Origin of the sequence: Pseudomonas sp. SCT (assembly GCF_003864275.1) — a bacterium.
Lineage (GTDB): Bacteria > Pseudomonadota > Gammaproteobacteria > Pseudomonadales > Pseudomonadaceae > Stutzerimonas > Stutzerimonas stutzeri_AE.
This window is the reverse complement of sequence record NZ_BDJA01000001.1, coordinates 815186-834275: the sequence shown is the minus strand read 5'-3', so window position 1 is coordinate 834275 and position 19090 is coordinate 815186. Positions and strand designations below refer to the sequence as shown.

The following is a 19090-nucleotide window of genomic DNA, read 5'->3' as shown; positions in this document are numbered from 1 at the left end:
GGGCTCTGCTAGCTGGGTGATGGGGAACGCGCGAGAAGGCTGAACTTTGGCCGCGGCCGGCCTCAGCCCTCGGCCTTGCCCAGCCCATGCTCGCGCAGCTTGTTGGCGATGGTGGTGTGCGAAACGCCGAGCCGCTTGCCCAGCTGGCGGCTGCTCGGGAACTGTTTGTGCAGCCCTTCCAGCACGGCCTTCTCGAAGCGCCCGACGATGCTCGCCAGATCGCCCTCCAGGGAGAAATCGCCCAGCGGCTGCGCCGCGCCGTAGCCCGGCAGGCGGATATGCTCGGGCTTGATGGTGCCGCCCTCGCACAGCGAAACTGCCTGGAACAGGGTGTTCTCCAGCTGCCGCACGTTGCCCGGCCAGTGATAGCCGGCCAGCCGCTCCAGCGCCTGCGGCGAAAGGGTTGGCAGCGGACAACCGATCTGCCGGCTGGCCTGATCGATGAAGTGCAGCGCCAGCGGCTGCAGGCCGTCCAGGCAATCGCGCAGCGGCGGGATATGCAGCGACAGCACGTTGAGGCGGTGATACAGATCCTGGCGAAACTGACCGTTGGCGCAGAGTTCGGACAGGTCGAGCTGGGTCGCGCAGATCACCCGCACATCCAGATAGACCTCCTCGTCGCTGCCGACCCGACGAAAACCGCCATCCTGCAGGAAGCGCAGCAGCTTGGCCTGTAGCCGCGGGCTCATCTCGCCGACGCCATCGAGAAACAGCGTGCCGCCGGCGGTCAGCTCCAGGAGACCGAGCTTGCCTTCCGGCCGCGCGCCCTCGAAGGCGCCGGGGCCGTAGCCGAACAGCTCGGTCTCGGCCATGGATTCGGGCAGGCCGGCGCAGTTGAGGGCCATGAGCGGCGACTGCCCGCGCGGGCTGGACAGGTGACAGGCGCGCGCCAAGAGCTCCTTGCCGGTGCCGGTCTCGCCTTCGATCAGCAGCGGCGCATCCAGTGGCGCCATGCGCCGTGCCTCGCGTACCACCGCGGCCATCACTTTCGAGCTCTGGAAGATGCTGTCGAAGCCGCGCAGCTCCTGTTTGCGCACCTGGTAAATGCGTTCACCGACCCGGTCGGCGCGATGCAGGGTCAGTACCGCGCCCGCCAGCGCCTCGCTGTCGTCGTGTTCGGATTGCAGCGGGGCGATGTCGGCGAGAAACACGTCGCCCTTGATCTTCACCCGCAGGCCGTTGATCCGCGCCTTGTTGGCGCGCACCAGCTCGGGCAGGTCAAAGTCCTCGGCATAGCGCGACAGGCTCATGCCCGGCACCTCGTCGACACGCACGCCGAGCAACTGCGCGGCGGCACGGTTGGCGGCAACGATGGCACCGCTCATATCGATGGAGAGCACGGGAAATTCCAGCGCGCCGAGCAGTGCATTGAGTTCCAGGGAATGCCGCTCGCTGGGCATCAGGCTGACCTTGCGCAACTCGAACACGCCCGGCAACGCCTCGATTTTCGGCCGCAGCGCCTGCAGTTGCAGGTTCATCAGGTTGGGACAATGCAGGTAGATGGCGTTGCCCTGCTCGCCGCCAACTTCACCGCGGGCGACGTTGATGCCGTAGTCCACCAGCAGATTGAGCATGTCGCGCAGGATGCCGACGCGGTTCTGGCAGAGAATCTTGATACGCATGGCGAGGCCCTGTTGTTTTGTTGTGGGGCTGACGACGCTTCATTCGAGCGCCGCAAATTTCCGTCAAGATTATTTGCCAGATAACACACTTGGCAATGCCGCCGATCCGGCGATCGGTAATAACGTCACGCTTTCCTTACAGCACAGATCGCGCACGCTGCGACATTCCGCCACAGCGGGACTCCACGACGGTACGTGTTCGGGTTCGAATGAGGGCAACAACAAGATGCCCAAGCGGCCAGGAGTAGCGATGAAGACCACCCACTACGTAGCCCGCGAACCGGACGCGCAGGGGCACATTCATTACCCCGACGCCGAACACGCGGTGTGGCAGACGCTGGTCGAGCGGCAGCTGAAGCTGCTCGAAGGGCGCGCCTGCCAGGAATACCTCGACGGCCTCGACCAGCTCGCCCTGCCCCACGAGCGCATCCCGCAGCTCGGCGAGATCAACCGCGTGCTGGAGGCATCCACCGGTTGGCAGGTCGAGCGCGTACCGGCGCTGATCCCCTTCCAGCGCTTCTTCGAGCTGCTGGCGAGCAAGCGCTTCCCGGTCGCGACCTTTATTCGCACCCCGCAAGAACTGGACTACCTGCAGGAGCCGGACATCTTTCACGAGATCTTCGGTCACTGCCCGCTGCTGACCAACCCGTGGTTCGCCGAATTCACCCACACCTACGGCCAGCTCGGCTTGAAAGCCAGCAAGGAGGAACGGGTGTATCTAGCGCGGCTGTACTGGATGACCGTCGAGTTCGGCCTGGTGGATACCCCGGCCGGGCTGCGCATCTACGGCGGCGGCATCCTCTCCTCGCCCAAGGAAACGCTCTACAGCCTGTCCGACGAGCCAGAGCGGCAGCCGTTCGATGCCATGGAAGCCATGCGCACGCCTTATCGCATCGACATCCTGCAGCCGCTGTACTTCGTCCTGCCGGATCTCAAGCAGCTGTTCGATCTGGCCCAGCAGGACATCATGGCAATGGTGCGCGAGGCCATGCGCCTGGGCCTGCACCAGCCGAAGTTTCCGCCGAAGGCGGCGTAGGCTGCACAACGCCGCAGGCCGGTTAACGCGTGTCGCAAGACGCCATTCGGCCTACACCCCTGCGGAAGGAACCTGGCCGCGAATCCCCTTGCCTTGTAGGGTGGATAACGCCGAAGGCTTATCCACGCGGCCAGTACGAGCCGTCCATCTCACCTACGCTTTCCAACCATCAAACAAAAGGACCACCACCATGACCGCCCTTGCCCAAGCCCAATGCGAAGCCTGCCGCGCCGATGCGCCCAAGGTGTCCGACGAAGAACTGGCCGAGCTGATCCGCGAAATCCCCGACTGGAACATCGAAGTGCGCGGCGACCACATGGAGCTGGAGCGCGTCTTCCTGTTCCGCAATTTCCGCCACGCCCTGGCCTTCACCAACGCAGTCGGCGCCATCGCCGAGGAGGTCGGCCACCATCCCGCCCTGCTCACCGAGTGGGGCAAGGTCACCGTGACCTGGTGGAGCCACGAGATGCGCGGCCTGCACCGCAACGACTTCATCATGGCCGCACGCACCGACCAGCTCGCCGCCAGCGCGGAGGGCCGCAAGTAATGCATTTCGGCCAGATTCCCCGCGTGCCCGGCGACCCCATCCTCGGCCTGATGGACCTGTATCGCGCCGATATCAACCCGGCCAAGCTCGACCTGGGCGTAGGCGTCTACAAGGACGCCCAGGGCCTGACGCCGATCCCGCGTGCGGTGAAACTGGCCGAGCAGCGCCTGGTCGACGGTGAGCAGACCAAGAGCTACATCGGCGGCCACGGCGACGCCCAGTTCGGCGCCCTGCTACTGCGCCAGGTGCTCGGCAGCCGCGCCATTGCCCTTGGCGAGCAGCGCGCCGGCTGCACCCAGGCACCGGGCGGCACTGGCGCGCTGCGGCTGGCCGGTGAGTTCATCGCCAAGTGCCTGCCGGGGCGCAGCATCTGGCTGAGCGACCCGACCTGGCCGATCCACGAAACCCTGTTCGCCGCCGCTGGCCTGCGCGTGCAGCACTACCCCTACGTCGGCGCCGACAACCGCCTCGATGTCGACGGCATGCTCGCCGCATTGCAACAGGTGCCGCCCGGTGACGTGGTGCTGCTGCACGCCTGCTGCCACAACCCCACCGGTTTCGACCTGAATCACGACGACTGGCTGCGGGTGCTGGAAGTGGTGCGCGCGCGCGAGTTGCTGCCGCTGTTCGACTTCGCCTATCAGGGCTTTGGCGACGGACTGGAAGAGGACGCCTGGGCAGTACGGCTGTTCGCCGAAACGCTGCCGGAAATGCTCATCACCAGCTCTTGCTCGAAGAACTTCGGCCTCTACCGCGAACGTACCGGCGCGCTGATCGCCGTCACCAGCGATGCCGAGCGCCTGCTCGACGTGCGCAGCCAGCTCGCTTCGCTGGCTCGCAACCTCTGGTCGACACCGCCGGCTCACGGCGCCGCGGTGGTGGCGACGATCCTCGCCGACGAGCCGCTGCGGCAGATCTGGCAGGACGAGGTCGAGCGCATGCGCCGGCGCATCGCCAGCCTGCGCGCCGGGCTGGTCGAGGCGCTGATGCCCTATGGGCTGGCCGAGCGCTTTGCGCATATCGCCCAGCAGCGCGGGATGTTCTCCTACACCGGCCTGACCGCCGAGCAGGTACGCCGGCTGCGTGCCGAGGATTCGGTGTATCTGGTGGAAAGCGGTCGGGCCAACGTCGCCGGACTGGATGCCGAGCGCCTGGATGCGCTGGCCAAGGCCATCGCACGGGTGGTTTCGAACTAGGCGAGGTGCGCGCCGGTGACGCCGCTTCTGGCGACGCCGCCGGGTACGCCGGAGCGAGGAGACAGTCGCGCGGCTCGTGACCACGCAACTGGCTGCCGCAGCAGCGCCGGCACAGTAGCGCGGCAAGCTTTCAGCCGGCTTTCAACGCGCGCCCACGCTGCCTATGCTGAGCGATAGTCGTCCGACCGGTTAGTGCCATGCCTGACTCCGCCACCACCCGCCGGCAGCTCGCCGCCCTGCACCAGCAGGGCTTTGTGCTGCTGCCTGCGGTGGTCGATCCGCCGACGATCACGGAATTGCGCGACGCCATCGACCGCCTCGAACCCATCCACTGGGATTACCAGGGACTGGTCGACGACCACTTCAAGTGCGTGTTCAACCGTTCGCCGTTCTGGCTGCGCTTTCTCGATCTGCCCGGGGTGATCGAACTGGCCGAGGCAGCGCTCGGCGCGGACTGCCATATCATCGGCCAGACCGCCTGGCGCAGCCGCCCGGGCTTTATCGGCGGCGAGCTGCATTCCGACCATCTGGCCATGGAGCTGCCGGAAAGCCTGCTCGCCGACCCCGCCTTCGAACTGCCGATGCAGATCTGCACCGCACACCTGTATCTGGACGACATCGACGCCGACCTCTGCCCGACGCTGGTGATCCCCGGCAGCCACCGCGCCGGGCGCAAGCCGCGCCCGAGCGAAACGCAATGGCACGGACGCGCCCCTGAGCCAGTACTGTGCAAGGCCGGCGACCTGCTGCTGTTTCGCAGCGACCTCTGGCACGCCGGCAGCCGCAACCGCACGGCCGAGCGCAGCCGCTACCTGCTACAGATCCACTACGGCCGGCGCATGGTCGCGCAGAAGTTCTCGCCCTACCTGCACTTCAGTTTCAATCCCGAGGTGCTGGCCGCCGCCACGCCGCGCCAGCGTCGCCTGCTCGGCGAGCACGAGGCAGCCGAATACGATTGAAACGCCTGGCACCGAACCTGCATCGACCGAGGCCCGCCGCGCCCGTGCGGCCATTCACTCGCATTCGCCAGATGAGGATTCGCCATGATCAGCAGTCGTGAACAGGTCACCCAGATGATCGTCTCCGCCAAGGTACGCAAGGGCCTGAAGTGGGCGCATGTCGCCGAAAGCATCGGCATGTCCAAGGAGTGGACCACCGCCGGTTGCCTCGGCCAGATGGCCTTCGACAAGGCCCAGGCCGAGACCCTGGGGCAGCTCTTCGAGCTCTCCGACGAGGCCGTCGCCTGGCTGCAGATCGCGCCCTACAAAGGCTCGCTGCCCACCGCAGTGCCGAGCGATCCGCTGATCTACCGCTGGTACGAGCTGGTCAACGTCTACGGCACCACCATCAAGGAGCTGATCCACGAGGAATTCGGTGACGGCATCATGAGCGCCATCGACTTCTCCATGGATATCCAGCGCCAGAGCGACCCCAAGGGCGATCGCGTCAGTGTGGTGCTGTCGGGCAAGTTCCTGCCCTACAAGAGCTACTGAGGGATCAGCGGGTGCGGATCTCGCCGCGCGCCAGGCTTTCCACGCTGTTGCCCAGCGGGTCCGCCGCGCTCAGGTCCGCACCATGTTCGCGCAGCGTCTGGAGCAGTGCCTCGCGCTGGAACAGCGCGGCGTACATTGCCGGCGTCTGCCCGGCGTTGTTGCGCTGGTTGGGATCGCACTCGGTGGCCAGCAGCCGCTTGGCGATACCCAGCTCGCCTTTGAAGATCGCGCCGAGCAGCGCCGTATTGCCGCGCTTGTCTTCGGCGCAGGCATCGGCCCCGGCGGCGAGCAGACGCTCCACCGTGTCGCCATGGCCGTTGTAGGCCGCCAGGATGAGGGCGGTGTAGCCATTGCCATCGGCGCTGTTCAGGTCGTAACCGGCCCGGATGAATTCGTCGAGAATCTCGTTATCGCCGAAGCGCGCCGCATTGAAGAAATAGTCGCGCAACTGCTGTTTGACCGCCTCTGGCGTGTCGGCGGCATTCGTCAGCGGGCCATCAGCGGCCACGGCGGCCCCGCTGCCCAACAGCAGCGCTGCCATCAGCAAAAGACCTTTCATATCTGCCTCCACGATAAAAAAGACCCGGGTCATCGCCCGACCCGGGTCAAAAGCAACCGTTTGCTTAGTCCTGCAGCTCGGCAGCCAGCGCCTTGACCCGCTTGAGGTCGGCCTTGGCGACCTTTGTCAGGCCCTCGCCGTAATTGACGTCAGCCTTGTAGAAGAACGACAGCAGGATGTGCCTGGCCTCGTCGTCCGCATTGGCCAGCTCGCCACCCAAGGTTTTGATCAGGTCGGTCTGCTCCTTCTTGCTGAACGAGCGATACAGATCGCCGGCCTGCTTGAAGTTCTGCTGACGCTGGATCGGTGCCTGCTGGGTGGTCCCGCTCAGCTCCAGTTTGCTGAGTACGGCGCGCGGGGTTTCCTCGCGGTTCTCACGGCGGCTCGGCTGGTAGTTGACGCTGGTGTTGGTGTGGCCGGGGTTCAGCTGACCGTCCTGATTGCCGTTGTTGACCGCCACCTTCGGCCGATTGATCGGCAGGCTCATGCCATTGGCACCAACGCGGTACATCTGGGTGTCGGCATAGGAGAACAGACGGCCCTGCAGCAGACGGTCCTCGGACGGCTCGATACCCGGCACGAGATTGGCCGGCGCCATGGCGACCTGCTCGGTTTCCTGGAAGATGTTGTCCGGATTCCTGTTCAGCACCATCTGGCCGATCTTGCGCTCGGGCACGTCAGGCCAGATCTTGGTGGCATCCAGCGGATCGAATTCGAACTTGGCCAGATCCTCCGGCTTGAGCACCTGGATCATGAGGTCCCATTTGGGGTAGTCGCCGTTGTCGATGGCGGTGACCAGATCGCGGCTCAGGTGACTGTAGTCCTTGCCCTGCATCGCCTCGTTCTCTTTCGGGTCGAGGTTCTTCAGGCCCTGCTGGCTCTTCCAGCGGAATTTCACGTAGTGGGTTTCGCCCTGCTCGTTGACGAACTTGTAGGCGTGCACACCGTTGCCATCCATCATCCGGTAGCTGGCCGGGGTGCCCTGGTTGGAGTACAGCAGGGTCAGGGTGCGGGTCGACTCGGGGTGGTGCGAGAGGAAGTCGAAGCGGCGGCTGTCGTCATCCAGGTTGGTGCGCGGGTCCGGCTTGAAGGAGTGGACCATGTCCGGGAACTTGACCGCGTCGCGGATGAAGAAGGTCGGGAAGTTGTTGCCGACCAGGTCCCAGTTGCCGTCGGCGGTGTAGAACTTGGTGGCGAAGCCGCGCGGGTCGCGCAGCGTTTCCGGCGAGTGCAGGCCGTGCACCACGGTGGAGAAACGGACGAACACCGGCGTGCTGCTGCCCTTCTCGAAGACCTTGGCCAGGGTCAGGTCGGAGATGTCTTCGGTGGCGGTGAACTCGCCGTGGGCGCCGGTGCCACGGGCATGCACAACGCGCTCGGGGACACGCTCGCGACCGAAACGCTGCAGCTTCTGCAGTAATTGCACGTCCTGCAGCAGGGTCGGACCGTTGGGCCCGGCGGTCTGGGAATTCTGGTTGTTGCCGACCGGCGCGCCATTGTCGCGGGTCAGCGGGGCAGCATTGGCAGACAGCGCAAGGAGGCTCGCGGAAATAACACCGAGCGCAAAACGCGCTGGTGTGGAGCCGAAGGTCATACGGGACATGGGTGATTCCTCTTCGATTTTCTGATGCGCTTATGGCGCGTCGGAAAGCCTAAGAGGGGGGCCGAAGATGCCCCAATTGAATAAGCCGAACGTGGCGATAGAGAAAATGTCGCTCCGCTTGGCGGAACTTCGCGCTAGAGCGCAATCCCAGTGCACACGGATAGCTTGACGCACCGGGACGAATCACGCTGGCTGCAGCGTTATCGCCAGCGCGCCGAACTGGCCGATCGGTCAGCAAATGGCATGGCATCTGCACCGTGGGCTGCATTGACCTTGCGGAGCATCCACCGATGAAACAGCCCGTCGATACCGACTACCCCCTGAGCGAAGTGCCTGCCGGCGCGCGCAAGGGGCTGTGGTCCACTTCCATCCTGCTGTTCGGCTTCACCCTCTTCACCGCCACCATGTTCGCCGGCGGCAAGATCGGCCTGGCCTTCGACTTCAAGACCATGCTCTGGGCCGCGGTGATCGGCAACCTGCTGCTCGGCCTCTATGCCGCCGCGCTCGGGCTGATCGCCTGCCGCAGTGGGCTGAACTCGGTGCTGATGGGGCGCTTCTGCTTCGGCGAGGCCGGTAGCCGGCTTTCCGACTTCCTGCTCGGCTTCACCCAGATAGGCTGGTACGCCTGGGGCACGGCGACCATCGCCATCGTCCTGGTGCGCCTGCTGGCGTTGCCGGAAAGCTGGACGATGCCGTTGATGGTGCTGTTCGGCTTCGGCTTCTGCCTGACCGCCTTCGTCGGCTACAAGGGCCTCGACCTGCTCTCGCGTATCGCGGTGCCGGCGATGCTGATCCTATTGATCGCCTCGCTGTGGACCGCCACCCGCGACATTGGCGGGCTGGACGGCCTGCTAGCGGTGCAGCCGGGCGACAGCCTGACCCTCGGTATGGCCATCACCATGATCTTCGGCACCTTCGTCAGTGGGGCAACCCAGGCCACCAACTGGACGCGCTTCGCCCGCAGCAGCAAGGTGGCCGTATGGGCCAGTTTGATCGGCTTCTTCATCGGCAACGGCTTGATGATCGTCGCCGGCGCCTACGGAGCAATCGTCTACCAGCAGCCGGATATCGTCGAAGTGCTGGTGCTGCAGGGCCTGTCGATGGCCGCGGTGGTGATGCTTTTCCTCAACCTCTGGACCACCCAGGACAACACCATTTACAACTTTGCCGCCGCCGGCTGCAACCTGCTGCGCACCGAGCGTCGCCGCCTGGTGACCCTCGGCGGTGCCTTCGTCGGCACGCTGCTGGCGCTCGGCGGCATGTACGAACTGCTGATCCCCTTCCTGATCCTGCTCGGCTCGATCATCCCGCCCATCGGCGGCGTAATCATGGCGGACTATTTCTACCGCCATCGCGGGCACTATCCAAAGCTGGCCGAGGCGCGTCTGCCCAAATACAACAGCCTGGGCCTGGCGGCCTACGTGCTGGGCGCCGCCTGCGCGTATTTCTCGCCCTGGGTGGCGCCCATCGTCGGCATACTGGTGGCCGCCGCAGCCTATATTGTGCTGTACGAGGGTCAGCGCCTGGCCCTGTCGCGCACGGTGCTGACGCAAACCGACGCACGCTGATCAAGGAGTCACCATGAACATCCTCAACGCCCGCCTGCGCGGCCGCAGCGGTCTGTACCGCATCGAACTGGACGGTGCACGCATCGCTTCCATCAGCGCGCAGCAGGCGCCGGCCGAAGCCAATGAGGGCGATATCGACGCCGCCAGCAACCTGGTGGTGCCGCCTTTCATTGAGCCGCACATCCACCTCGACGCCACCCTCACCGCCGGCCAGCCGGCCTGGAACATGAGCGGCACGCTGTTCGAAGGCATCGAGCGCTGGGGCGAGCGCAAGGCGCTGGTGACCCACGAGGACACCAAGGCGCGGGCGAAGAAGACCATCGACATGCTGGTCGACCACGGCATCCAGCATGTGCGCACCCATGTCGACGTCACCGATCCGACGCTGTCGGCGCTGAAATCGATGCTCGAGGTGCGCGAGGAAACCCGCCACCTGATCGACCTGCAGATCGTCGCCTTCCCGCAGGAGGGCATCGAGTCGTTCAAGGGCGGTCGCGAGCTGATGACCGAGGCGATCGCCATGGGCGCCGATGTGGTCGGCGGCATTCCGCACTTCGAGAACACCCGCGACCAGGGTGTCAGCTCGATCAGGTTCCTCATGGACCTGGCCGAACGCACGGGCTGCCTGGTGGACGTGCATTGCGACGAAACCGACGACCCGCAGTCACGCTTTCTCGAAGTGCTCGCCGAGGAGGCGCGGGTGCGCGAGATAGGCGAGCGGGTCACCGCCAGCCACACCACGGCGATGGGCTCTTACGACAACGCCTACTGCTCCAAGCTGTTCCGCCTGCTCAAGCTATCGAAGATCAACTTCGTCTCCTGCCCGACCGAGAGCATCCACCTGCAGGGCCGCTTCGATACCTACCCGAAGCGCCGCGGGCTGACCCGTGTGGCCGAGATCGACCGCGCCGGAATGAACGTGTGCTTCGGTCAGGATTCCATCGTCGACCCCTGGTATCCGCTGGGCAACGGCAACATCCTGCGCATTCTTGAAGCCGGACTGCACATCTGCCACATGCTCGGCTACGAGGACCTGCAGCGCGGCCTGGACCTGATCACCGACAACAGCGCACGCACGCTGAACCTCGGCGAGCGCTACGGGCTGGAAGTGGGGCGCCCGGCCAATCTGCTGGTGCTGTCGGCGCCGGACGACTACGAGATGCTGCGCACCCAAGGCCATGCCCTGCTTTCGGTGCGCAATGGTGAGGTGCTGATGCGCCGCACACCGGCGCAGATCCAGCGTTACTGAGCGGCTGCAGTGGTCTTGCGCAGGCGGTTGATGTTGGCCATCTCCTCGGCCGGGGTCAGCTTGAGGTGCGATAGATAGGCCGCCAGCGCTTCGACATCCGCTGCGGACAGGTGGCTGGCGACGCCAATCATCACCGAACCGGCACGGCTGGGGTCGTTCTCGCGGAAGCGCGTCAGCGCCTTGCGGATGTACTCGTCGGGCTGGCCGGCCAGCCGCGGCATGGTTTCCATGCCTTCGGCATGGGCACCGTGGCAGCCGGTACAGGTGGTCTTGAAGATCTTCTCGCCGCTTTTGTGCAACGCCAGGTTCGGTGCGCCCTCTGGCGGACTGACCTTCTGCTGGCTGAAGTACACCGCGATGTTCACCCGTTCCTCCATGCTGAGATTCTGCGCCAGCTTGGACATGACGAAATCGACGCGTTCGCCACTGGCGAACTTTTCGAAGGAGTGGAACAGGTACAGCGGATTCTGCCCGGCGAGATTGGGGATGTGCTTGCGCTTGCTGTTGCCGGTTTCGCCGTGGCAGTACGAGCAGAACACGGCGCGTTCCTGACCGGCCAGGCTGGCCTGCTCACGACGCTGTTCATCGGCCATCAGATAGTTGAATCGCTCCATCGCCTCTTCGCTGGCATGGGCAAGCGGGACGAAGCAGGCGAGCAGAGCAAGAACAAGCGTGCGCATGAGGATCATCCGTGTCTGGAGTTGGCCAATGGAGCGTTGCGGGCGCCGACTATAGGAAGCGTGGCGGGGCAGAACCCCGGCACAAGTCAACAAAAGTGCTGCCTGATGAGCGCAACGCCGGACTTCCGTGATGAGCATCACAAAAGCCCGTCACGGGCATTCTCGATACGATGATATTTGCGTCGTAGCACCGGCTTATTCAGCCAAATGACACAAGTGCGCGCCTTTGCCGCATTGACGATAGAAAATTTTGATGAAGCGTCTTGCTGGTTTCACCAGACAGACGGGAGGCATTCGACTAAAGTAGCAACCCTTGATCACCGAGGAGCCGTAACCCCCATGCTAGATGGACATGCAGAGCTGACCATGACCGTGCTGATGACGCCGGACAAAGCCAATTTTTCCGGCAACGTACATGGCGGCACGCTGCTCAAGTATCTCGACGAAGTCGCCTATGCCTGCGCCAGCCGCTACGCCGGGCAGTACGTCGTTACCCTCTCGGTGGATCAGGTTGTGTTCCGCCAGCCGGTGCACGTCGGCGAACTGGTCACCTTCCTCGCCTCGGTCAACTACACCGGCACCACATCGATGGAGATCGGCATCAAGGTCGTCACCGAAGACATTCGCGAGAAGACCGTGCGCCATACCAACAGCTGCTTCTTCACCATGGTCGCCCTCGGCGAAGACGGCAAACCGGTGCCAGTGCCGCCGCTGAACCCGAAAACTGCCGAGCAGCAGCGTCGTTTCGCCCAGGCCTACCAGCGCCGCGAAATCCGCCGCGAACTGGAACATCGCTACAGTGAGCTGCGCGCTGGCAACGAGCGCCTCACCGCCGTGAAGTAAGCGCTACTCCGTGAACCACGTGGAATCTGGCCAGCCTGGATTCCACGCCGGCCCCAAATTTGTAACAAAACCTTATACAATGCACGGCTTTCCGCAATTTCCCATTGAAGGACCTGCCGTGAGCACCTTGCCGCCCTGCCCCAAATGCAACTCCGAATACACCTACGAAGACGGCCAGATGCTGGTCTGCCCCGAGTGCGCCCATGAGTGGTCCGCCAGCGAAAGCGCCGCGGCCGCTGGCGAGAACGACAAGGTGATCAAGGATGCCGTGGGCAACACCCTGCAGGACGGCGACACCGTCAGCGTCATCAAGGACCTCAAGGTCAAGGGCTCGTCGCTGGTGGTCAAGGTCGGCACCAAGGTGAAGAACATCCGCCTGTGCGACGGCGACCACGATATCGATTGCAAGATCGACGGCATCGGCGCGATGAAGCTCAAGTCCGAGTTCGTCAAGAAGGTCTGAGCCGAGATGCTCGTTCGAAAGCCCGGTATTTGCCGGGCTTTCGCGTTTCAGAGCAGCCGCAGCAGCCAGTCCATGCGCTCACGGGTAAAGCCGCTGCCGATGAACAGCAGATCGATCCAGAACGCCTGGTGCAGCACCACGATCAGCCAGAACGCCAGCTGATAGCTCAGTTTGCGGGTCTTGTGGCGAAAGACCTGCTGCGCCACCAGCGCGCCCGGCCAGCCGCCCGCCAGCTCGAAGAAATGCAGCGTGGTTTCCGGCGTGCGCCAGCGATCCTTCAGCGCGCTGTGCTTGTCGCGCCAATAGAGAAAGAAGGTCAGCAGGCTGGCAACGGCATAGACCGCCAGCGGCAGCGCCGTGCCCAACCGGTAAAGGCTACCCGCCAGCGGCAGCAGGCACAGCAGCGCGAACAGCACCAGCTTGAGCGGAAGCTGCTGAATGTTACCGGCGACCAGCTGACGCGCAGGCTTTCCAGCGGCTCGCCCGGACGCGCGTGGGCGAGCCTGCTGCTCGGTGCTCTGCCGCGGGCTGCCCGGGCGCTGGCGAATCGAAGGCTGGTCCAGCGTCATTGGCGCATCCAGCCGCAGATGCTCGGCACGTAGCCGTCCCTGTGGATCGCGCCCGGCCACATACAGCACCCGATCGCCCACCAGCGGCCGCCGTTCGCCATGCACCGCCGAGATATGCGCAAACACATCCTCACCGCCCTGCTCGGGGCGAATGAAGCCAAAGCCCTTCTGGTCGTTCCAGCTTTTCAGCGTGCCGCGCTGTTCCATGCCGTCAATCCCTGTGTTCAAAGGCGCGAATGCTAACCGAGCCCGCCGCGTTCGGCATGCCCTGACCGCACGCCGCTATGGCCAGGGCACGGCTGTCGGCGTTATGGTCGGACGATCTCAAGTCCAGGGAAGAAGCATGGCCAGCAAGCCCAGCAGTTCGAACAAGCAGAAGCACCTCGCGGTTCTGATCGATGCCGACAACGCGCCCGCCGCCATCGTCGAGGGGCTGTTCGAGGAGATCGCCAAGTATGGCGTCGCCAGCGTCAAGCGCATCTACGGCGACTGGACCAAACCCAACCTCGGCAGCTGGAAGAAGGTCCTGCTCGACTATTCGATCCAGCCGATCCAGCAGTTCGCCTATACCTCGGGCAAGAACGCCACCGACAGCTCGCTGATCATCGATGCCATGGATTTGCTCTACACCCGACGCTTCGACGGTTTCTGCCTGGTTTCCAGTGACAGCGACTTCACCCGCCTGGCGGCGCGCATCCGCGAGGAAGGCCTGACGGTGTACGGCTTCGGCGAGCAGAAGACACCCTCGCCGTTCGTCTCGGCCTGCGACAAGTTCATCTACACCGAGATCCTGCGCGCCGATGCACCGAAGGCCGTCGAAGCCCCCTCGCCGGAGAAGCTCGTCGCTGCAGCTCAGGTCGAGGAAGCCAGTAGCAAGCCCGTGCGCACCAGCGACAAAGGCGATGCGATCAACTGCCAGCAGGTGCCGGTGGACTTCATTGCCAAGGTGCTCGACGACCTGTCCGAAGAAGATGACTGGATCCAGCTGGGCACGCTCGGACAGAACATCAGCAAGCTGCGTCCCGCCTTCGATCCACGGTTGTACGGCTGCAAGAAGCTCAGCGAGCTGATCGCCAACCAGCCCAAGCGCTTCGACCTGGAGTCCCGTGGCAGCAGCGCCACGGGTGGCAAGGATCTCTACGTCAGGCTGCGCAAGCCCGGCAAGCACTGAGCATCACGCCTCACCCTGCTCGGCGGGCACATCCAGACAGACCCGGTCGCGCCCGCCACGCTTGGCCCGATACAACGCGGCATCGGCACGCCGCAGCAGGCTGTCGGTGGTGTCCGCCGGGATCAGCTCGGCCACCCCGGCGCTGAGGCTCTGGCGCTGACCGGTGCTGAACGGGAACGCCCGCACCTGCTCACAGATACGCTCGGCAAACACCTCGGCCTGCAGTCCGTTGGTTTCCGGACACAGCACGAGAAACTCCTCGCCGCCCCAACGCCCTACCGCATCGGTGCCGCGCAGACAGCTCTGCAGCAGCCCGGCGATTTCGCGCAGCACGCGGTCGCCCATCTGGTGACCGAATTCATCGTTGATGCGTTTGAAGTGGTCGATATCCAGCATGACGATCGACAGTGGCCGGTGATACCGCCGGGCCTGCTCCAACGCCACCGCGAAGCGGCCGTCGAGTGCCGAACGATTGGCCAGGCCGGTCAGCGAGTCGGTCTGCGACTTGATCTGCAGCTGCTCGTTGAGCCGGCGCAGGCGCCCGATCCAGAACAGGCTGGTCAGCAATACCACCGAGAACACCACCACCATCTGCACGACCAGCCGATAGTCCGTCGCCGTCTCGACGCGAATCGGCACGTGACGGTTGGCGATCTGATTGAGCTCCACTGGCGTGACCGTCGCGATGGCCTTGTCGAGAATGTCGCGTAGCAGCGGTTCGCTGTTCAGCACGCCGATACGAAACTGGTTGTCGAAGCCGCTGACCTGGCCGGCGATCTTGAGATTCAACCAGCCGTCGTGACGAATGGTGTAGGCCGCCACGGTCAGCGAGCGGATGGTCAGATCGGCCTTGCCTTCGCTGACCATCATCAACGCCTGAGCATCGGTTTCGGTGCGAATGATGCGCAGCTGAGGGAAATCGTGTCGGATGCGCTCCTCCACCGACGTGCCGGAAGGCAACGCCACGCTTGCGCCAGTGAGCGCCGACAGATTCACCACATGGGGGTGTTCGTCGCGGGCGATGAGTACGTTGGCATCGGTGAACAGCGGCCGGGTGAAGATCAGCCAGGTATCCCGCTCGGGCGTCTGATTGAGAAAGCTGAGCAACTGGCAACGTCCAGCTTTGGACGCGGCCACCGAGGCATCCCAGTCCCGGGTAGGCACTATCTGCAGCGGCAGGCCCGCCCGCTCGGCGACCAGGCGCAACAGGTCCGCTGCAATACCTTCGTGCTCACCGCGCGCATTGAGCATCTCGAACGGCAGCCAGTCGGGATCGACGCACACGCTGACTGAATCCCGCTCGGCCAACCAGGCACGCTCCGCCGCGCTCAGTTCCAGAGTCGCATCGGCTGCAGCGACAGCCATGCCGCCGTAGAGCACAAGCAACCCGATGAACAGAGACCTAGCCACGTGAGCCACTCCCGAACAGCACCGCACAACATCGGCTGTACCAGCAGTTCAACACGCTGGAAACGGCACGGCAAGGCGAAATGCGTCAAAGTGCCATCAGGCGCCGAGCGACCGCTGCGACAGCGCCTCATCATTTGCAATCATTGATTCGTCCGGCCATCGAACCGACCGGCCTCGACTCCTTCTAAAGGTGACCGAATGACGGAGATTCCCATGACCAGACAACTTGTCCTTGCCTGCGGCCTGGCGCTTTGCGCTCCGCTTGCCATAGCGCAGACACCCCAGCCGGAAATCATCACCCACCTCAACGGCCTGGACGTCGAGGTCAGCCCCATGGGCGTGCCGGCCAAGTCCGAAGGTGTCGAAGGCGAGCTGCTCGGGGTGCGTGCGGTGAAGGTGATGAACCGCACCGGCGGCCAGATTTCCTGCGAATTCCACGTGCCGGCCGATGCGCGCTCGGATACCTCGGCCTCGCCGGTGTTCAGCGTCGCACCCAATACCCAGCGCACCGAGCGGGTACCCGGCGACTACTCGCCCGACGAGCCCTATGCCGAGATCACCTGCCGCTCCAGCGACCAGAGCCAGAACCAGAACCAGAACCAGAATCAGGCGCAGTAGCCGCAGGGCCGTCGGCGGCGCTCCTCGCGGATAAAGGGAATACCTAGCGCGCCGGGCTGATTGCCGTCACCGCCAGCGTCACCGCGTAGGGCGTCATCAGCACGAAGTACTGCGGCGCCGAGGGCCAGCACGCCAGCGCGCTCCGTGAGGATCAGACCCAGCGCCGCCAGGGCGAAGCGCACGGCGAAGTCCGGTGTTGCCCAGCCAGTTGGCGATCATGTCCATCAGCTTTCGCCTCTCTGAACGCGGCGTATACGGTGGCGACCTGCTGTTTGCCTTCCGGCGTGCCGGCGAAACATGGCGCCAGGTCGATGATGGGAATGTATTGCAGAGTCATGGATGACGCACTCTTCGAACACAGGACTGAACCTGAGCGCTTCGCCGATGGCGCGGGCGCTTTTCTGTGTGCGTGACGCCGCCGTCCTTTGCACACCGGCGGCTTTCGAGGAGAGAGCAGAACGCGTGCCACCAGAATGATTCGCTTATGAATCAGCCACTTGGCTTTTTACGGAAAAGAAATGGATCAAATGGTCTGCTTCGGAGCACCTGCTTTGTGCGTGAGGCACGAAAACCGTGCCTGATAGCACTTCGCTCGACTGCTAGACCCCAAGATGGCGTTTTGCTAGCTTGACGTGACGCCAGCGGTTGTGCCGATAGAACACGGCGCCACCCGCACCGGCGGCCTATGCAACCAGGCGTCAGGGGTTGGCTAAGAACCCGTGCATAGTCATCGGGAGAAAGTATCGATGCTGACCAAACGCCGGCGCTCTTTTGCAGCCTTCATCCTGTTGTCCCTGCTGCTGGCCGGTGTTTCCGCTCAGCTGCTGTTCGTGTCCGAAATTCAGCGATGGGATGCACGCTTCGCCCAGCAGGTACAGAACATCTCCGCCGCGGTACGCAACAAGCTCGATACCAACGAAGCAGTCCTGGCAGGCTTCTCGGCCTTTCTGCAGGCGGTCGATCAAAGTGACGAGGCAGCCGCCGCGCGCTATGCCGAGGCCGTTGTCACCGCATACCCGCAGGTTTACATGCTGGAGGTGGCACGTGGCGTTCCCCTGGCCGAGCAATACGCCTTCGAGGAACTGCTACGCCTCAGCTGGCGCGCCGACTTCAGACTCAAGGACTTTCCCAGCCCGGCGCTGCAGCCGACAACGGCACCGCTGCCATTGAGCGAAACCTGGCCGGTGCTGTTCATGTATCCGAAGCTGGTGCAAGCCAGCACCATCTATGGTCTCCGACTGGAGACGGTGGGCCACCTGTCCCAGGCGCTGGCCCGTAGCCGGCAAACCACGGCACCGGTCGCCTCGCCGGTATTCGCCCTGCACGAAGGCGGCGACGCCTACATCCTGCTCCAGGCGGTAAGTCGTCCCGAAACCCCTCGTCCAAGCGCCGGCCCTAACTTCTTCGGTAGCAGCATGGTTGCCCTGCTGCTGATGAGAACCGACGCATTGCGGAACGCTGTGCTTGCCACTGATAGGGATGGGCAGCTGCGCATCGAGGCGTTTCTCGACAGCGGCGTCGGTGCATCGAGCCCGCTGTTCACGACAACACCCATGCCAGCCGGCATGCTGGACCGTCTGTTGCTGCCACGCCTGACGGCGCGGGTAGGGATCGGCAGCAGTTCGCAGCCAACCACATTGCTGATCGAGCGACAGTTGCATCTGGCCGACGTACTGACCCGCGAGACGCTGGCCATCCTGCTGATTCTCGTCGCCGCACTGGGGCTGCTACCGGCAGTGCTGGTGCGTCACTACCGCGCCATCGCGACGGCTGAGCGCGAGTATCAGCGCTCCACCTACCTGGCGACGCACGACGTGCTCACCCGCCTGCCCAACCGCCAGCTGCTGACTGACCGTTTCACCGAGGCCTACGCGTACCTGCAGCGGCACGGAACGCCGTTTGCCGTGATGGTCGTCGATCTCGATCGCTTCAAGGACATCAATGATCGCTTCGGTCACGAAGTGGGCGATCAGGTATTGATCGGCGTTGCCGAGCAGATGCGCCAGGTGATCCGCATGTATGACACCGCGGCACGTTACGGCGGTGACGAGTTCGTCGTGCTGGTCAGAGATATCGCCAGTGCGGCGGATGCCGAAGCCGCCGGGCACAAGCTGCTCCAGGCGGTCAGCCTGCCCATCGCGACTGACGCCGGCGAGCAGCGAGTTTCATGCAGCATCGGCATCGCGCTGTGCCCCGTTGATGGCGAGAACCTCGACGAACTGCTGACCGCAGCGGACCGCGCCATGTACAAGGTCAAACAACACGGTCGTGAGAACGTCGCACTTTGCAGCAGCAATGCCTGATTGCGAGTGCTTGCAGCGACAGCAGTTCAGCGGCCACCGAAAGCTCCAGAGCCCGTCTCGTCTGCGTCAGAGCGCGCCAGGGTCAACTCATGCCCGCCGCTATGAACACCCGGCTGTCCATCAGCAGTGAACTAACCCCGCGCCGTCACGATCCCCTTTA

Annotated in this window: 18 protein-coding genes and 1 pseudogene; 12 read left to right on the top strand and 7 right to left on the bottom strand. The window is 64.1% G+C overall.

Translation table 11 applies throughout. From position 1 onward, the window contains the following. Positions 1 to 62 precede the first annotated feature (62 nt). Entirely contained in the window at positions 63 to 1622 is a 1560-nt protein-coding gene (locus BHD08_RS03830; protein WP_125020870.1) for a sigma-54-dependent transcriptional regulator, read from the bottom strand. 250 nt (positions 1623 to 1872) lie between these two features. Here BHD08_RS03830 and phhA point away from each other — a divergent pair, with 250 nt between their 5' ends. From phhA to cynS, 5 genes are all read left to right on the top strand, one after another. After that, the gene (gene phhA / locus BHD08_RS03825) at positions 1873 to 2658 is read left to right on the top strand and encodes a phenylalanine 4-monooxygenase (RefSeq protein ID WP_125020869.1); all 786 of its coding nucleotides are present in this window, start codon (positions 1873 to 1875) and stop codon (positions 2656 to 2658) included. 190 nt (positions 2659 to 2848) lie between these two features. After that, positions 2849 to 3205 carry a 4a-hydroxytetrahydrobiopterin dehydratase gene (locus tag BHD08_RS03820; protein ID WP_011914586.1) on the top strand — a complete coding sequence of 119 codons (357 nt, stop codon included), beginning with the start codon at positions 2849 to 2851 and terminating at the stop codon, positions 3203 to 3205. Next, positions 3205 to 4401 (top strand): amino acid aminotransferase, encoded by a 1197-nt coding sequence (locus BHD08_RS03815; protein ID WP_125020868.1) that lies wholly within the window; start codon positions 3205 to 3207, stop codon positions 4399 to 4401. The genes BHD08_RS03820 and BHD08_RS03815 overlap by 1 nt, the downstream gene beginning before the upstream one ends. 197 nt (positions 4402 to 4598) lie before the next feature. Next, a complete protein-coding gene (locus tag BHD08_RS03810; protein ID WP_125020867.1) occupies positions 4599 to 5360 on the top strand; it encodes a phytanoyl-CoA dioxygenase family protein in 762 nt (253 codons plus the stop codon). A gap of 84 nt (positions 5361 to 5444) precedes the next feature. After that, on the top strand, positions 5445 to 5894 hold the full coding sequence (gene cynS / locus BHD08_RS03805; protein WP_015275717.1) for a cyanase: 450 nt from the start codon (positions 5445 to 5447) through the stop codon (positions 5892 to 5894). A gap of 4 nt (positions 5895 to 5898) precedes the next feature. On the opposite strand, the gene BHD08_RS03800 is transcribed toward cynS, so the two are convergent. Both BHD08_RS03800 and BHD08_RS03795 read right to left on the bottom strand, forming a co-directional pair. Continuing rightward, positions 5899 to 6453 (bottom strand): ankyrin repeat domain-containing protein, encoded by a 555-nt coding sequence (locus BHD08_RS03800; RefSeq protein ID WP_125020866.1) that lies wholly within the window; start codon positions 6451 to 6453, stop codon positions 5899 to 5901. 64 nt (positions 6454 to 6517) lie between these two features. After that, positions 6518 to 8056, bottom strand: a complete 1539-nt coding sequence (locus BHD08_RS03795) for a catalase (RefSeq protein WP_125020865.1) — start codon at positions 8054 to 8056, stop codon at positions 6518 to 6520. 290 nt (positions 8057 to 8346) lie between these two features. On the opposite strand from BHD08_RS03795, the gene codB reads away from it, so the two are divergent. Both codB and codA read left to right on the top strand, forming a co-directional pair. After that, the gene (codB, locus tag BHD08_RS03790) at positions 8347 to 9624 is read left to right on the top strand and encodes a cytosine permease (RefSeq protein WP_125020864.1); all 1278 of its coding nucleotides are present in this window, start codon (positions 8347 to 8349) and stop codon (positions 9622 to 9624) included. 13 nt (positions 9625 to 9637) lie between these two features. Beyond that, positions 9638 to 10873: a cytosine deaminase gene (gene codA, locus BHD08_RS03785; RefSeq protein WP_125020863.1), complete on the top strand. Its 1236-nt coding sequence runs from the start codon at positions 9638 to 9640 to the stop codon at positions 10871 to 10873. On the opposite strand, the gene BHD08_RS03780 is transcribed toward codA, so the two are convergent. Beyond that, positions 10867 to 11553 (bottom strand): c-type cytochrome, encoded by a 687-nt coding sequence (locus BHD08_RS03780; protein WP_125020862.1) that lies wholly within the window; start codon positions 11551 to 11553, stop codon positions 10867 to 10869. The genes codA and BHD08_RS03780 overlap by 7 nt on opposite strands. 339 nt (positions 11554 to 11892) lie before the next feature. Between BHD08_RS03780 and BHD08_RS03775 the strand changes: the two genes are divergently transcribed. Next, on the top strand, positions 11893 to 12396 hold the full coding sequence (locus BHD08_RS03775; protein ID WP_015275711.1) for an acyl-CoA thioesterase: 504 nt from the start codon (positions 11893 to 11895) through the stop codon (positions 12394 to 12396). Between the two features lie 118 nt (positions 12397 to 12514). After that, positions 12515 to 12859: a zinc ribbon domain-containing protein YjdM gene (locus BHD08_RS03770; protein WP_015275710.1), complete on the top strand. Its 345-nt coding sequence runs from the start codon at positions 12515 to 12517 to the stop codon at positions 12857 to 12859. Between the two features lie 47 nt (positions 12860 to 12906). Here BHD08_RS03770 and BHD08_RS03765 read toward each other — a convergent pair whose 3' ends face one another. Further along, complete coding sequence (locus tag BHD08_RS03765) at positions 12907 to 13635, bottom strand: DUF1294 domain-containing protein (protein WP_125020861.1); 729 nt, start codon at positions 13633 to 13635, stop codon at positions 12907 to 12909. A 136-nt stretch (positions 13636 to 13771) separates the two neighbouring features. Here BHD08_RS03765 and BHD08_RS03760 point away from each other — a divergent pair, with 136 nt between their 5' ends. After that, complete coding sequence (locus BHD08_RS03760) at positions 13772 to 14599, top strand: NYN domain-containing protein (protein ID WP_015275708.1); 828 nt, start codon at positions 13772 to 13774, stop codon at positions 14597 to 14599. Between the two features lie 3 nt (positions 14600 to 14602). On the opposite strand, the gene BHD08_RS03755 is transcribed toward BHD08_RS03760, so the two are convergent. Next, positions 14603 to 15964, bottom strand: coding sequence for a diguanylate cyclase domain-containing protein (locus tag BHD08_RS03755; RefSeq protein WP_125020958.1), 1362 nt, complete (start codon positions 15962 to 15964; stop codon positions 14603 to 14605). Positions 15965 to 16222: 258 nt separating this feature from the next. On the opposite strand from BHD08_RS03755, the gene BHD08_RS03750 reads away from it, so the two are divergent. Beyond that, on the top strand, positions 16223 to 16627 hold the full coding sequence (locus BHD08_RS03750) for a hypothetical protein (RefSeq protein WP_125020860.1): 405 nt from the start codon (positions 16223 to 16225) through the stop codon (positions 16625 to 16627). 80 nt (positions 16628 to 16707) lie between these two features. On the opposite strand, the pseudogene BHD08_RS03745 reads toward BHD08_RS03750, so the two are convergent. Beyond that, a pseudogene (locus BHD08_RS03745) lies at positions 16708 to 16852 on the bottom strand (ABC transporter permease); the annotation flags it as partial. A gap of 521 nt (positions 16853 to 17373) precedes the next feature. Here BHD08_RS03745 and BHD08_RS03740 point away from each other — a divergent pair. Beyond that, positions 17374 to 18930, top strand: a complete 1557-nt coding sequence (locus BHD08_RS03740) for a sensor domain-containing diguanylate cyclase (RefSeq protein ID WP_125020859.1) — start codon at positions 17374 to 17376, stop codon at positions 18928 to 18930. Positions 18931 to 19090 lie beyond the last annotated feature (160 nt).

What these genes read in the sequence shown, in the direction of transcription:
- BHD08_RS03830 (WP_125020870.1), bottom strand. Translation starts at nt 1,622, where the DNA reads ATGCGTATCAAGATTCTCTGCCAGAACCGCGTCGGCATCCTGCGCGAC.
- phhA (WP_125020869.1), top strand. Translation starts at nt 1,873, where the DNA reads ATGAAGACCACCCACTACGTAGCCCGCGAACCGGACGCGCAGGGGCAC.
- BHD08_RS03820 (WP_011914586.1), top strand. Translation starts at nt 2,849, where the DNA reads ATGACCGCCCTTGCCCAAGCCCAATGCGAAGCCTGCCGCGCCGATGCG.
- BHD08_RS03815 (WP_125020868.1), top strand. Translation starts at nt 3,205, where the DNA reads ATGCATTTCGGCCAGATTCCCCGCGTGCCCGGCGACCCCATCCTCGGC.
- BHD08_RS03810 (WP_125020867.1), top strand. Translation starts at nt 4,599, where the DNA reads ATGCCTGACTCCGCCACCACCCGCCGGCAGCTCGCCGCCCTGCACCAG.
- cynS (WP_015275717.1), top strand. Translation starts at nt 5,445, where the DNA reads ATGATCAGCAGTCGTGAACAGGTCACCCAGATGATCGTCTCCGCCAAG.
- BHD08_RS03800 (WP_125020866.1), bottom strand. Translation starts at nt 6,453, where the DNA reads ATGAAAGGTCTTTTGCTGATGGCAGCGCTGCTGTTGGGCAGCGGGGCC.
- BHD08_RS03795 (WP_125020865.1), bottom strand. Translation starts at nt 8,056, where the DNA reads ATGTCCCGTATGACCTTCGGCTCCACACCAGCGCGTTTTGCGCTCGGT.
- codB (WP_125020864.1), top strand. Translation starts at nt 8,347, where the DNA reads ATGAAACAGCCCGTCGATACCGACTACCCCCTGAGCGAAGTGCCTGCC.
- codA (WP_125020863.1), top strand. Translation starts at nt 9,638, where the DNA reads ATGAACATCCTCAACGCCCGCCTGCGCGGCCGCAGCGGTCTGTACCGC.
- BHD08_RS03780 (WP_125020862.1), bottom strand. Translation starts at nt 11,553, where the DNA reads ATGCGCACGCTTGTTCTTGCTCTGCTCGCCTGCTTCGTCCCGCTTGCC.
- BHD08_RS03775 (WP_015275711.1), top strand. Translation starts at nt 11,893, where the DNA reads ATGCTAGATGGACATGCAGAGCTGACCATGACCGTGCTGATGACGCCG.
- BHD08_RS03765 (WP_125020861.1), bottom strand. Translation starts at nt 13,635, where the DNA reads ATGGAACAGCGCGGCACGCTGAAAAGCTGGAACGACCAGAAGGGCTTT.
- BHD08_RS03760 (WP_015275708.1), top strand. Translation starts at nt 13,772, where the DNA reads ATGGCCAGCAAGCCCAGCAGTTCGAACAAGCAGAAGCACCTCGCGGTT.
- BHD08_RS03755 (WP_125020958.1), bottom strand. Translation starts at nt 15,964, where the DNA reads ATGGCTGTCGCTGCAGCCGATGCGACTCTGGAACTGAGCGCGGCGGAG.
- BHD08_RS03750 (WP_125020860.1), top strand. Translation starts at nt 16,223, where the DNA reads ATGACCAGACAACTTGTCCTTGCCTGCGGCCTGGCGCTTTGCGCTCCG.
- BHD08_RS03740 (WP_125020859.1), top strand. Translation starts at nt 17,374, where the DNA reads ATGCTGACCAAACGCCGGCGCTCTTTTGCAGCCTTCATCCTGTTGTCC.